The 13,718-nt window shown below is 42.3% G+C and carries 14 protein-coding genes; 9 read left to right on the top strand and 5 right to left on the bottom strand.

Going from position 1 to position 13,718, the window contains the following annotated elements; all coding sequences use genetic code 11:
* The first annotated feature begins 297 nt into the window (after positions 1-297).
* Positions 298-1,119, top strand: a complete 822-nt coding sequence (gene proI / locus NSQ23_RS05765; RefSeq protein ID WP_339173659.1) for a pyrroline-5-carboxylate reductase ProI — start codon at positions 298-300, stop codon at positions 1,117-1,119.
* Positions 1,120-1,190: 71 nt separating this feature from the next.
* Positions 1,191-2,192 (top strand): NADPH dehydrogenase NamA, encoded by a 1,002-nt coding sequence (gene namA / locus NSQ23_RS05760; protein WP_339173656.1) that lies wholly within the window; start codon positions 1,191-1,193, stop codon positions 2,190-2,192.
* A gap of 36 nt (positions 2,193-2,228) precedes the next feature.
* Here namA and NSQ23_RS05755 read toward each other — a convergent pair whose 3' ends face one another.
* Positions 2,229-2,546, bottom strand: a complete 318-nt coding sequence (locus NSQ23_RS05755) for a hypothetical protein (RefSeq protein WP_339173654.1) — start codon at positions 2,544-2,546, stop codon at positions 2,229-2,231.
* Positions 2,543-3,481, bottom strand: a complete 939-nt coding sequence (gene rnz, locus NSQ23_RS05750; RefSeq protein ID WP_339173652.1) for a ribonuclease Z — start codon at positions 3,479-3,481, stop codon at positions 2,543-2,545. The genes NSQ23_RS05755 and rnz overlap by 4 nt, the downstream gene beginning before the upstream one ends.
* Before the next feature lie 118 nt (positions 3,482-3,599).
* Here rnz and zwf point away from each other — a divergent pair, with 118 nt between their 5' ends.
* Both zwf and NSQ23_RS05740 read left to right on the top strand, forming a co-directional pair.
* Complete coding sequence (zwf, locus tag NSQ23_RS05745) at positions 3,600-5,087, top strand: glucose-6-phosphate dehydrogenase (protein ID WP_339173649.1); 1,488 nt, start codon at positions 3,600-3,602, stop codon at positions 5,085-5,087.
* A 13-nt stretch (positions 5,088-5,100) separates the two neighbouring features.
* A complete protein-coding gene (locus tag NSQ23_RS05740; protein ID WP_339173648.1) occupies positions 5,101-5,712 on the top strand; it encodes a cyclase family protein in 612 nt (203 codons plus the stop codon).
* Positions 5,713-5,740: 28 nt separating this feature from the next.
* On the opposite strand, the gene NSQ23_RS05735 is transcribed toward NSQ23_RS05740, so the two are convergent.
* From NSQ23_RS05735 to NSQ23_RS05725, 3 genes are all read right to left on the bottom strand, one after another.
* Positions 5,741-6,175 (bottom strand): hypothetical protein, encoded by a 435-nt coding sequence (locus NSQ23_RS05735; protein ID WP_339173646.1) that lies wholly within the window; start codon positions 6,173-6,175, stop codon positions 5,741-5,743.
* A gap of 204 nt (positions 6,176-6,379) precedes the next feature.
* Entirely contained in the window at positions 6,380-7,069 is a 690-nt protein-coding gene (locus tag NSQ23_RS05730) for a class I SAM-dependent methyltransferase (RefSeq protein ID WP_339173643.1), read from the bottom strand.
* A gap of 380 nt (positions 7,070-7,449) precedes the next feature.
* Positions 7,450-8,823 carry an IS1380 family transposase gene (locus tag NSQ23_RS05725; protein ID WP_339174308.1) on the bottom strand — a complete coding sequence of 458 codons (1,374 nt, stop codon included), beginning with the start codon at positions 8,821-8,823 and terminating at the stop codon, positions 7,450-7,452.
* 215 nt (positions 8,824-9,038) lie between these two features.
* On the opposite strand from NSQ23_RS05725, the gene NSQ23_RS05720 reads away from it, so the two are divergent.
* From NSQ23_RS05720 to cysW, 5 genes are all read left to right on the top strand, one after another.
* A protein-coding gene (locus tag NSQ23_RS05720; protein WP_015374552.1) for an IS630-like element ISBs2 family transposase occupies positions 9,039-10,084 on the top strand; the annotation gives its coding sequence in 2 pieces (ribosomal slippage) (positions 9,039-9,542 and positions 9,545-10,084; 1,044 coding nt in all).
* A 41-nt stretch (positions 10,085-10,125) separates the two neighbouring features.
* Positions 10,126-10,374: a hypothetical protein gene (locus tag NSQ23_RS05715; RefSeq protein ID WP_339173638.1), complete on the top strand. Its 249-nt coding sequence runs from the start codon at positions 10,126-10,128 to the stop codon at positions 10,372-10,374.
* A 444-nt stretch (positions 10,375-10,818) separates the two neighbouring features.
* Positions 10,819-11,886: a sulfate ABC transporter substrate-binding protein gene (locus tag NSQ23_RS05710; RefSeq protein WP_339173636.1), complete on the top strand. Its 1,068-nt coding sequence runs from the start codon at positions 10,819-10,821 to the stop codon at positions 11,884-11,886.
* Between the two features lie 85 nt (positions 11,887-11,971).
* Positions 11,972-12,811 carry a sulfate ABC transporter permease subunit CysT gene (cysT, locus tag NSQ23_RS05705; RefSeq protein ID WP_339173633.1) on the top strand — a complete coding sequence of 280 codons (840 nt, stop codon included), beginning with the start codon at positions 11,972-11,974 and terminating at the stop codon, positions 12,809-12,811.
* Between the two features lie 12 nt (positions 12,812-12,823).
* A complete protein-coding gene (gene cysW / locus NSQ23_RS05700; protein WP_339173630.1) occupies positions 12,824-13,693 on the top strand; it encodes a sulfate ABC transporter permease subunit CysW in 870 nt (289 codons plus the stop codon).
* Positions 13,694-13,718 lie beyond the last annotated feature (25 nt).

Below are 13,718 nucleotides of genomic sequence, written 5' to 3'. Positions count from 1 at the left end.
GCTCGTTTTTCATGCATAATTGCAAGCAAATCATATATGTGCGAAGCGATGAATAGGGCCAGTACATGATAAATGGTAACAAGAGAGTGAAACCCGTAGGCTGAAAGGTTTCATTACCCTCTTTATCATGGAACCTACCCTATGAGCTGTTAGGCAAACCTAACCGTCTTGCCGACGATACCGGCATAAGAGGTGGGCACATTGTGCCAACAAAGGTGGTACCGCGGAAACGAAAGACCTTTCCGTCCTTTATCGGACGAAAGGTCTTTTTATTTTGGAGATAAGGAGGTTAAAAAAATGACGATCACGTTTCTCGGTGCAGGATCGATGGCAGAAGCGCTTATTTCAGGAGTTATACAAACGCTATATGAACCAAAGCAAATGATCGTAACGAATCGCTCGCGCATGGAACGACTAACGTATTTGCAACAAACGTATGGGGTGCGAACGGAAACGAATAAAGAACAAGCAGTAAAAGAAGCTGATATTATCATTTTAGCCATGAAACCAAAAGATGTTGCGGAAAGTCTTACGCCAATCGCACATGCTTTTTGTGAACAACAGCTTATTATTTCATTGCTTGCAGGAGTGACGACCGATACAATTACATCGCTAATCGGGAAACAAATCCCGGTCATTCGCGCCATGCCGAATACATCCGCAGCCATCGGACAATCTGCCACAGCATTAGCGCAAGGGGCATATGCAACCGACGAACATATGCGCATCGCAAAAACGTTATTTGAAACGGTCGGAATTGTGACGATTGTTGATGAAAAGCACTTGCATGCTGTGACAGGGTTATCTGGTAGCGGACCTGCTTACGTGTATTATTTAGTGGAGGCAATGGAAAAAGCGGCCGATGAAATCGGGCTTGATCACGATATTGCGAAAGAGCTCATTTTACAAACGATTATCGGTGCCGCCCATATGTTAAAAGCGTCGAACAAACATCCTTCCATTTTACGAAAAGAAGTCACAAGCCCAGGGGGGACGACTGAAGCAGGCATCGGCGTGCTCGAGCAATACCGCTATCAAGAAGCAATGATTGCTTGTATTAAACGGGCAACTGAACGATCAAAAGAGCTCGGTGAAGCACTTCTTTCCTCCGTTCAATAAAGCAAATTGTTTTTCTTTTCCAACAATACGTGATATCATTTTTGTAAACAATACGATCGGAGGGATGTTGTATGCTTTTTTCGCCATATACGATACGAGACGTCACATTGAAAAACCGCATCGTCATGTCGCCGATGTGCATGTATGCGTGTGATCGCGAAGACGGAACGGTACACAACTGGCATCTCATTCATTATGCAACGCGGGCTGTCGGGCAAGTCGGACTTATTATTGTCGAGGCGACGGCAGTTACACCACAAGGGAGAATTTCGGCACGCGATTTAGGTATTTGGAGCGACGACCATATAAGTGGATTGCGTACGCTCACGACGCTCGTTCATGAACAAGGAGCCAAAATTGGCATTCAGCTTGCACATGCCGGACGGAAAGCGACCGTTTCTGGGGAAATCATTGCTCCTTCCCCTATTCCGTTTGATGACAACATGCGCACACCAAAAGAAATGACAAAAACGGAAATTGAAGAAACGATTCACGCCTTTCAGCAAGGGGCGCGGCGAGCAAAGGAAGCTGATTTTGACGTCATTGAAATTCACGCTGCGCACGGCTACTTAATTAACGAATTTTTATCGCCGCTTACAAACAAACGAACGGATGAATACGGTGGAGAAGATCGCTATCGTTTTTTAGGTGAAGTCATTGAAGCGATAAAAGAAGTGTGGGACGGCCCACTATTTGTGCGCATTTCTGCACACGACTATCATCCAGACGGGTTAACAGTCAATGATTACATTGACTATGCTCAACGAATGAAAGCGCAAGGTGTTGATTTGATCGATGTAAGCTCTGGCGCCGTCGTTCCAGCAAAAATTGATGCATACCCTGGCTACCAAGTGCCGTTTGCTGAAACGATTCGCCGTGAAACAAATGTGCCGACAGGAGCCGTTGGGCTCATTACGTCAGGGTTACAGGCAGAAGAAATATTACGGAACGGGCGCGCTGATCTTGTTTTTATCGGGCGCGAACTTCTTCGCAACCCATATTGGCCAAAAACAGCCGCAAACGAACTTGGCATTCAGCTTGAAGCACCGAAACCATATGTCAGAGGATGGTAAAACACGAAAAAGGATGTCACATCGTGGACATCCTTTTTATACTTCAAAATAATAATGTGCGTGGAGTTGACATCCCGGATTAAACGCCGCGTTGCAATGTGGGCAATGGTAATTGCTTGTCATATATTGTTCAATCGTCAGCTCCGTTTGACAAACACCACATAAAACCGCTTTTTCATAAAAACGCTCTTTCGGCCATACCGCATGCTTGCCACAACCATGTTCTTCATGACAGTACACGCACGGGAAATACGTTCGACAACAATAAAACTTAATCGCAATGACATCGCGTTCACTATGATAATGTACGCATCGTGTCTGTTTATCGATGATGCTCCCTTTTACTTCGGTCATCGTTGATCATCTCCTGTCCGTCGAATCGGAAACAATGAAAAATCGAAAGCAAGCGCAACATTCGGAAAAATAGTTTTCGCTTCTTCAACGAGTCGCTCACACATCTCCCCTTGATAACGAGAGCTAATATGCGTCAAAATGAGTTGTTTCACTCCCGCCTGTTTCGCTACTTCTGCTGCTTGCCACGTCGTTGAATGATAGTAATCGTGCGCTAAATGCGCTTCTTCTGCGCTAAATGTCGCCTCATGAACGAGCACATCTGCTCGTTTCGCAAGTTCAATGCTCGCCTCACAATAACGCGTATCTCCCATGATCGCAACAATGCGCCCTTTTTTCGGTTGGGCAACAAATTCACGACCATCAATGACAGTTCCATCTTCTAACACAACGGTCTCTCCACGCTTAATTTTCTGGTAAATAGGCCCCGGTCTCACACCAAGAGCAAGCAGCCGATCGACGAGCAACGTGCCCGGCAAATCTTTTTCGACAATGCGAAACCCATATGAAGGCAAACCGTGATCGAGCAGTTTTGCTATAACAACAAACTGTTCGTCTTCGAATATGATCCCCTCTGTAAATTCTTCAATATACAAATCATATTTTAGCCGTGTGCCGCTAATCGTTAAGGCTGTGTCAATAAATGTACGGATACCTGCTGGACCGTAAACGACGAGCGGCGTTTCCCCTCCTTGAAATGAGCGGCTGCCAAGCAATCCAGGCAAACCAAATATGTGATCGCCGTGTAAATGGCTAATGAAAATGCGCTCAATTCGTCTTGGGCGAATGGACGTATGTAAAATTTGATGTTGGGTCGCTTCACCGCAGTCGAATAACCATGTCGCCCCTCTTTCCTCTAACAACTGAAGCGCAACGGCTGACACGTTCCTACCTTTCGACGGGACACCAGAGCCTGTCCCTAAAAATAACAACTCCACGCTTTCATCCCTCTCTTTTCTTTAATCAGATAAAACATTTGCGTTTACCACAATAAACCTCTAAAATTACATTATCATGAACCTTTCAAAAAATGAATAAAAGCGAGGTATATGATCCGTGACTGACGTACAACCAAAAGCGACAATTGTAATTTTTGGTGCGACTGGCGACTTAGCAAAACGCAAACTATTTCCATCCATTTATAAACTTTATCAAAAAGGAAAGCTGTCTGAACAGTTTGCTGTTGTCGGCGTTGCCCGTCGCCCCCATACAGACGAATCGTTTCGTCATTACGTAAAAGAAACGATTGAAGAAGCGACAAAGCAAGAGCTAATCGATGACACATTTATTTCCCATTTTTACTATCATTCATTAGATGCGACAAATACGCAATCATACGAACAATTAAATGAACTATTGACACATGTAGAAGAACAGTTTCACATTCCGGGTAACCGCATTTTTTATTTAGCGATGGCACCGGAATTTTTCGGAACGATTACATCGCATTTAAAATCAGAAGGACTGACGACAACGAATGGCTGGACACGATTAGTCATTGAAAAACCGTTCGGTCATGATTTACAAAGCGCAAAAAAACTAAATGAAGAAATACGCCAATCGTTTTCAGAGGAGCAAATTTTCCGTATTGACCATTATCTCGGCAAAGAAATGGTGCAAAACATCGAGGTCATTCGTTTTGCGAACGCCATTTTCGAACCGCTCTGGAATAACCGCTTTATTGCCAATATTCAAATTACATCAAGCGAAACGCTCGGTGTAGAAGATCGCGGCCGCTATTATGACCATTCTGGGGCTCTTCGCGACATGGTACAAAACCATATGTTACAAATGGTCGCGTTACTAGCGATGGAGCCGCCAATTAAACTTACAACGGACGACATTCGCAACGAAAAGGTAAAAGTGTTACGAGCTCTTCGTCCTGTTACACATGATGAAGTCGATCAATACTTTGTACGCGGCCAATACGGAAGCGGCATTGTGCGAGGGCAAAAAGTCATCGGCTATCGTGAAGAACATAATGTCGATCCAACCTCCAATACGGAAACGTTTGTAGCTGGAAAACTTTTAATCGACAATTTCCGTTGGGCAGGTGTGCCGTTTTACATACGAACAGGAAAACGAATGACAGAAAAATCGACAAAAATTGTCGTACAGTTTAAAGATGTGCCAATGAACTTATATTATGGCACAAGCGAACACGTACATCCAAATTTACTTGTCATTCATATTCAGCCAGACGAGGGCATTACCCTTCACTTGAACGCGAAAAAAAGCGGCGAAAACATGAAAACGACGCCGATAAAACTCGACTATTGCTACAACTGCATCGACGGCATTAATACGCCGGAAGCGTATGAAAAATTGCTATATGACTGCATGCGCGGCGATGCAACAAACTTTACGCATTGGGACGAAGTCGCTGCCTCATGGAGCTTCGTCGACCCGATTTCAGACGTATGGGCAAACACAGAAGCTACAGACTTCCCGAACTACGAAGCCGGCTCGATGGGACCGAAAAAAGCAGACGAGCTATTGCAAAAAGACGGCTTTCATTGGTGGCCGCTTAGCCCAAATATGTGAGGAGGAAACGAACATGAACATGTACGATGTTACTGCCCCAATTTTTGAAGGAATGCCTGTGTATAAAAATAAGCCGGAAAAACAACCGAAGCTAATGACCGTTACGAACGATTACGTCACCGAATCGCGCATCGATATGGATGTGCATACAGGTACGCATATCGACGCACCGCTTCATATGGTAAAAGACGGTGAAACGTTCGAAACGATCCCGCTTGAAAAACTTGTCGGCTACTGCAAAGTATTAGACGTGACAAACGTCGATGATCGAATTACAAAAGAAGATCTCATTCATTTTGACATTCAAGAGAACGATTTTATCTTATTCAAAACGAAAAACTCGTTCGACGACGCTTTTAACTTTGAATTTATTTACGTTGCCGAAGATGCGGCAGCGTACTTAGCCGAAAAACGTATTCGAGGTGTTGGTATCGACGCGCTTGGCGTCGAGCGCAATCAAACAGGACACCCGACGCATAAAACGCTGTTTAGCCATGGCATTATCATTATCGAAGGGCTTCGGCTAAAAGACGTCCCAGCAGGCGAATATTGGATGATCGCTGCTCCGCTTAAACTCGTCGGCACTGACGCTGCTCCAGCGCGCGTATTGTTGTTTGAACAATAAACAATCCCCCTCGTGGTGAGGGGGATAACTATTTACTCACTAAGCTAAATGTTTCTGAATTTCCGTTCCAATAAATAGTAACTGTCAACTTATCATGTTTCGATAAAAGCGTTCCACCTGTATATGTTCCACCTGAAGTATCTAATACGCCACTTTTATTTAACTTTACTTCACTTGCAGAACCCCCGCCATCAACACCTTCAACCTTATAACTTATTGTCGTAATTTCCCGAGCATCCCCTTTATATTTGAAGACTATATGTTTATCTTGCCTTTTTCCAGTTTGTCGTACACTTATCTCTCCAGACCAGTGTTTACTCTCCCCACTAAAGCTTAATGTTTTACTTCCCACACTAGAACTTGTTATTTCGCTATTACAAGCGGTAATAAGAATAGAAAACAATAGCCCTATAATTATCGGGAATATTCCCTTCAGGAACAGGAAGAATTGTGCCTTACGCAAGTCCCGCCCCCCTTTCTATACACATATCCATTAAATCGTTAAATAACATGAATGTATTGGAAATTGATGCCTTATGCTATAATTCCTATCTTTTCCTTTAATATAAAAACTTCCATAACGTAGGCTCTGTTTCAAGCCTTGGTCTGGTCAACACGGGGAATTCAAGCCCACGACTTTAGACTTGGGTCGTTGGGTAGTTGACGGCTACAGTTTTTTCCTTCCCACTATAATAAGAAGATGATGTTCATGCTCAGTTGATTCCCCTGGATGAGACTCTAGATAGGAGAAAGGTTTCACTTCTTCCATATCAAATCCATCAAACTCAGCCAAATGGTCGTTAGAGAGGAAATAAACTGGACGGTAGGGGCGATGCGGTCGTTCGAACATGTTCTTTTCAATTTCCACTCCGATACCAAATTCAGCATCATGTACCGACAAATCCGACAAAAACAAAATTCCATTCGCTTTTAGAACTTGATGACACTCTTCCATCATTTTTTTCCGGTCTTCGTAACGAAACTGATGAAAAACCTTATGTGAAAAAACTGCATCGTACCCATCATGAGGATGTTTCATATCCAAAACACTGTCTACATAAAAGTCGATCGTTAAATTTTTTTCTTGGCTCCAATGTTTCGCTAACTTTATCCCTTCCTCGGAAAGGTCGATGCCCGTCACCTTGAAACCTTTTTCATGGAAGTAAACGCATTCTCTTCCATACCCACATCCAGCAACCAATATATTTTTACATCCTTTTTCCGCAAACAACTGTGCCGCCATTTTAGCTGTAGGTCCCGGCTCATCTCCCCATACAAATCCAAATCGTTTGTATCTATTTTCCTGCCACTTTTTACTCTCGGAAGGTTGCAAGTTCCAATAATTGTTCAAGTCCATTAAATCTTCCCCTCTTTCTCAGAATACACAAAAACAATTCTCGTATAGAGTTATTCACTGTTCCCATTTTCTTCGGAAAATAGCACATATTCACCCCCGTTTTTCTAAATAATACCATAAAAACATCTAATAATTCATCTGAATTTAACAAAAATTCCCGAAACAAATTTACAACCTGAATCCGTGATGGATTGACATCGACTTTGACTTTTTTGCTGGTTTTATGGATACGTGATCCACCATTCCCTTTTTATGTTTAAAACAGATGTCATCTTCACTCTCAGAAATGAAATAAATATCTTTTTTAGGTATATAAACCAAAGAAAAAACAAAAAAGGACAGAGGGTTAGGATGAGTACAGAATTGCGAACAATCGTTCGTTATGCTCCTTCTCTCCATTTTATGTAAATGTTCAGAAGGGGCTCGCTATAGCCACTCCTTCGCGTCAGTTTCATCCAGATCTGTCGTGATCGGCGGACGAGTCGACCTGCCATCGTGATCACCGTCTGAATGATCGTCTTGATGCGGCGGCGTTTCACTTTATGATGTAATGGATGTCTCGGATCGCTTAATAGATCTTGTCCAATCAGACGAAGAAGGTTGTACACGAATGCTCCCATGACTAACACGAGCGCATTCGTTTTCATCTTCCCTGATGGAAGTCGCTCTAAATCTAAGTCGCTTTTCAGTTCGCTATGAAACTGTTCGCATGTCGCATGATCGTGATACAATGCGAGCACATCACTCATTCGAACATGCTCGTATCCTTCGAGGCGCACCCAGTAGCTTTCGACTTCGTAATCAGGAACGAGCATCAGCTGTCCATTTCGTTCCATCGTTCGTTCCGTCACTTGGGTGACTTGAACGTACGTATACGTGTGTCCATCAATTGCTGCGGTCTGTGGAAGGCATAACTCATACGTTTGTACTCCTTCGGTTTGTCCATCATCGATGCGTCTGCCCTTTTGCGAAGCGATCTGGAACCAAAGCGCTTTCGATTCTCGGCGTAAGTTTCGCTTGATGACAAAGTCCACGTCTTCCTTTAGACATACGTGCACATTCGCTTCCGCATCGTTTCCTGCATCCATGCGGACAAGCAGACGAGACGAGGTCAGCGGACGAGCTCGACGGATGGCGGTAGTTAAAAACGAAGGCATGTTGTCTTGTACATGTTGTTTCCCTGGACGCAGCTCGGCATGAACGATATACCCTTCCTTCCCTGCGTACGCAAACAACGGCGTAAAACCGTCAAATCCTTTATACGTTCGACTCACTCCTTCTTTCTTCGTATCGGAGTTGTCAAATGGGGAAGCATCTATATCAAGGGGAAGCCATGTCGTTTTCCCTTTCGCCCAACAAGGGGACAAGGTAGCGTGTTGTCGAACCAACAGACGCATCGATTCCTCCCAAATGATGGTTTCGGTCATCGGAAGACAAGCGAGCTGATCGAGTCGCTGTCGCAACGTTGGGGAGGAAGGTACGTGCCGAATGCCCATTGATGTCGAAAAGATATCGTCCTGACGATACGCTTCGATATGATCAAAATCCGTTTTTCCTGTGGCAAGCAAGCCGATCATCGAGCGAATGACGTCGCTATGGGAAATGTGCACATCTCGACGAACCGTTGGGAGCCGAAGGGCGTTTACTCGTTTATCCAGCTTCGTTTGGTGCAGTAAGTAGCCCACGAGAGCAAGCCCAGCACTTGGAGTAATCGCTTCATCTGTCAATACAAACCGAATCGGGAAATCTTTCATCACATTCACCTACTTGATGAAGAATCGTCAACGTCGTTTTCCCTTATCGTATCAACGGTTTGCGACCATTGTAAAGATGTTTTGTCACGGATTCAGGTTACAACCTATAATCAAAGAAAGCCTATGCAAAAGCTGTCTGTATAAATTGAAATAAAGGTTTTCTCCCGTTCCACGGCGAATAAATAAAAGAGAAAATAGGGGAACGGAGAGAAAATATGATGCCAAATCACAAAGACGAGATCGAAAAGTTGTCCACTGCCATGAAAGAAGCAAAAAGTAAACGAGCATATGAACGCTACCAAGCGATTTATCTTCATTTGCAGGGATATACCAAAGGAGAAATCGCAACGATTATTGGTCGATCCAAGAAAACTATTTATAACTATATTCATGCCTACGCCCAGCGCGGTCTTGATGGACTGGAGATGAAATACTCACCTGGCGCCCCACGTCGATTGACCCCTGAGCAGGAAAAAGAGCTGGCTTTGATCATTGAACATCAGCTCCCCGTAGATGTGGGATTCGAAGCAAAATATAATTGGACGCTTGCGATAATCGCTGAACTCATTCAACAAAAGTGGGGGCCAACATACACGCTTCGCGGAACAAGTGACATTCTGCATCGGTTAGGGCTAAGCTATACGAAACCGACCTATACACTAGCCAATGCCGATGAAGAGAAACAAAAAGAATTCGTCGAAATCACCTTCCCTGAAGTAAAAAAAAACTGGTAGATGGGAACATCGCCCATGTCCTCTTTCAAGATGAGTCGATGATTCGTGATTACCAAGCGATTCAAAAAACATGGTTTGTCAAAGGAAAACAACGAATCATTCCGACGTTTGGAAAACATCAAGGGCTGAAGCTGATTGGCACGTTGAACTACGAAACAGGGGAAGTGTTTTGCATCGAAGAAGAACGCTATGACGCGGAAACATTTCTTCGATTTCTTCAACTTGTGTTAGAACGCTATCCCACAGGCAAAATAGTGATGATTTTAGATAACGCTCGAATTCACCATGCCAAACTCATTCAGCCATTTTTAAAAGAACACGAAGATCGGTTAGAGCTCGTCTTTTTGCCACCATACAGTCCGCAATTGAACTTGATTGAAGGGCTATGGAAATGGCTGAAATCAGACGTGATTTACAACGTGTTCTATTCGAGTGTGCAAGAAATTAGAAAGAATGTCCAAGCCTTTATTCAGCGAATCAACCAGAAACCAGAACAAACGATCGATCGTTTGTGTGTTCAGTTGTAAATCTTTAATTCAACTTATATGCATATCGGTTTTTACAGTTGGTGATTTTTGCGCAAATCAACGAAATCGACAGCTTGACAACGATGGCGAAACACGTAAAAGACACGAAAGAGCTTCACACAGAATTAGAGTTTGATGCCATTAGTACGTCGCAACTATCAAGGAAGCTAAAACATCTTTCTCCATCATTATTTGAGACGATTTTCCATTATCCCGTACAGATGATTCAACGTCCACTCCAAGCAACACCCACGGTTGAACAGAGTCGTCGATTACACATTATTGATTAAACAACGATGAGCATATGCATCTTGCAGTATCGGTGGGCAACGTTTCGAAAAACAAAAGCAAGCGTTCGCCCTCATTTGCGTGTGGTGGTGAAAAACGACATGGCGATTCCCGATCGAGGGGTTCACTTTCCTCAAACAACGCGGATTGAACACGAACACATGTCTTGCTGATGAAAACACCACGACGAGTTTCCAAAACATTAATTCCTAGTTGACTTATCAGAAAAATAAGAATATAATACCTTTTAAAATCATTAATATTTTTTCTATTCAGAATTGGTTGGGGGTGTTTTAATGCCTAATTAGATTGATTATGTATCCTTTCGTCAGTTGAGCAGTAAGCCTTAATTTTATGGGAAACATGCCTTCACTGCCTAGACAAAAAAGGCAAAATATTATTTGGTCTAAAAATTCGAATTATCAACCAGAAAGAGGGGATTGGCGATGGTACGTGTAAACAACCCAATCGTTTCGTTTTTTCTTGCTTTCATCTTGTTAGCAGCTGTATTATCCGGCTGCAGTAGTAATCAGACGAATAATGGAGCGAAAGAAAAAAATAGTAACGCAACGCCTTCTAAAGGTTCGGTTGAATTACTGAATGTTTCTTACGATCCAACTCGGGAGTTATATCAAGAATTTAACACGGAATTCTCTAAATATTGGAAAAATAAGAAAGGTCAAACGGTTACCATCCAACAATCCCATGGTGGGTCAGGAAAGCAAGCACGTGCGGTAATTGATGGCCTTGAAGCTGATATAGTTACACTAGCGTTAGCTTATGATATTGATATGATTGCTGATAGTGGTTTGCTAAAAAAAGATTGGCAAACGCATTTAGAATATAACTCGACTCCTTACACTTCAACAATTGTCTTTCTCGTCAGAAAAGGAAACCCTAAAGGTATTAAAGATTGGGATGATTTAACTAAAAAAGGAGTGTCCGTTATTACTCCTAATCCTAAAACATCTGGTGGTGCAAGATGGAATTATTTAGCTGCATGGGCTTATGCCAATAAAAAATATAATGGGGACGAAAAGAAAATAAAAGAATTTATGAGCAAGTTGTACAAAAATGTGGAAGTATTGGATTCTGGAGCACGGGGCTCTACTACTACTTTTGTTGAAAGAGGAATTGGGGATGTGCTAATTGCTTGGGAGAACGAGGCACTTCTTACGTTGAACGAATTAGGAAAAGATAAATTTGAAATTGTTGTTCCTTCCATAAGCATCCTCGCTGAACCACCTGTTGCTATTGTGGATAAAGTGGTAGACAAAAAAGGCACAAGAGAGGTAGCGGAAGCTTATCTTAAATATCTATACACCGATAAAGGGCAAGAGATTGCCGCAAAACATTACTATCGACCAAGAAATGAAAAAATACTTGAAAAATATAGCGATATCTTCCCACAAATTCATTTAGTAACGATAAATGACCTCGGAGGATGGAAAAAGGCTCAAGAAACCCATTTTAGTGATGGAGGCATCTTTGATCAAATATACCAGCCTAAATAACGAGGATCATTGTAAGGTACATAGGAAAGTTCTATGTATCTTCTCTTTTTTCTAGTTCTCGAGTACTCTTTTTAGAGGTGAGTCCATGATTAGTTTATTAAAAAGAAACATTCAAAAATCTAGTATACTTCCTGGTTTTGGATTATCATTTGGATTTACAATGTTATATCTCAGCCTTCTCGTTTTGTTACCTTTATCCATGATTTTCTTAAATACAGCTAGCATGAGCTGGAAAGAGTTGTGGGAAACAATAGCAAATCCTAGAGTTGTCGCTTCCTATAAATTGAGCTTTGGCGCATCTTTTATAGCAGCTTTTTTGAACATTGTATTTGGTGTGCTAGTTGCTTGGGTATTAGTGCGATATCCTTTTCCTGGGAAGTACATTGTTGACGGATTGGTTGACCTTCCTTTTGCATTGCCAACCGCTGTAGCTGGCATAGCATTAACGGCCCTATATACACCAACGGGATGGATTGGCCAATTTTTAGGGTTTAAGGTAGCGTTTACTCCCATTGGAATTATCATTGCTTTAACGTTCATTGGGTTACCATTTGTTGTTCGAACGGTTCAACCTGTCTTGCAAAATATAGATAAAGAAGTGGAAGAAGCATCCGTAAGTTTAGGGGCAAGTCGATTTCAAACGTTCACAAAGGTAATTTTTCCCGAACTATTGCCAGCTATCCTGACAGGCTTTGCTTTAGCATTCGCAAGAGCTTTAGGAGAATATGGCTCCGTCGTCTTTATCGCGGGAAACATGCCAATGCGCACCGAAATTACACCACTTTTAATTATGACAAAACTAGAACAATATGATTATGCAGGGGCTACCGCCATCGCTTCCGTCATGCTAGTGATCTCGTTTCTTCTTCTATTTGCGATTAACTTATTACAGTGGTGGTCAAATAAAAAACTTGTTCATCGTTAAGGAGGATACTTCATGGCTGGACATATTCGTATGCAACCAATGGACATACATGCACAACCATCTTCTAGAACGACAACTGAGCCAAGGTTTGTTCAATGGATCCTTATTGCTATTGTATTAGGATTTTTAACTTTATTTCTTGTATTACCTCTCATTTCTATTTTTGTAGAGGCTTTTGCTAAAGGAGTCAACGTTTATTTCGCTTCCATTCGCCATCCTGACACATTGTCAGCTATTAAATTAACATTCATTGTTGTTCTCATAACGGTTCCATTGAATGCGATATTTGGATTAGCTGCAGCATGGGCAATTACAAAGTTCGATTTTAGAGGAAAAAATATTTTAATTACCATGATCGATCTCCCTTTCGCTGTTTCTCCAGTAATTGCGGGATTAATTTTTGTTTTATTGTATGGGTCTCGTGGTTTGTTAGGACCATGGCTCCTTGAAAATGATGTAAAAATCATTTTTGCTGTACCTGGGATTGTCCTTGCGACATTATTTGTCACACTGCCGTTTGTTGTTCGTGAACTGATTCCATTAATGCAGGCACAAGGCTCTGCTGAAGAAGAAGCGTCATTCACTTTAGGTGCGAGTGGCTGGAAAACTTTTATGTATGTGACACTGCCTAACATTAAGTGGGGATTATTATACGGGATTATCTTATGTAGTGCCCGGGCGATTGGAGAATTCGGGGCTGTGTCTGTCGTTTCTGGGCATATTCGTGGATTAACAAACACGATGCCTTTGCACATCGAAATTTTATACAATGAATATCGGTTTTCATCGGCTTTTGCAGTTGCATCATTAATGTCCATTTTTTCTATCGCCACCTTAGTCGTGAAAAAGTTCATTGAATGGAAAAGCAAGAAGGATTTATAAGGGATAAATCTTTTAGAGAGGGGAT

Source organism: Anoxybacillus sp. FSL W8-1294, from assembly GCF_037965005.1.
In the GTDB taxonomy this organism is placed as follows: domain Bacteria; phylum Bacillota; class Bacilli; order Bacillales; family Anoxybacillaceae; genus Anoxybacillus; species Anoxybacillus flavithermus_G.
The sequence above is the reverse complement of the archived record's forward strand: the minus strand, read 5'-3'. Positions and strand labels throughout refer to the sequence as shown.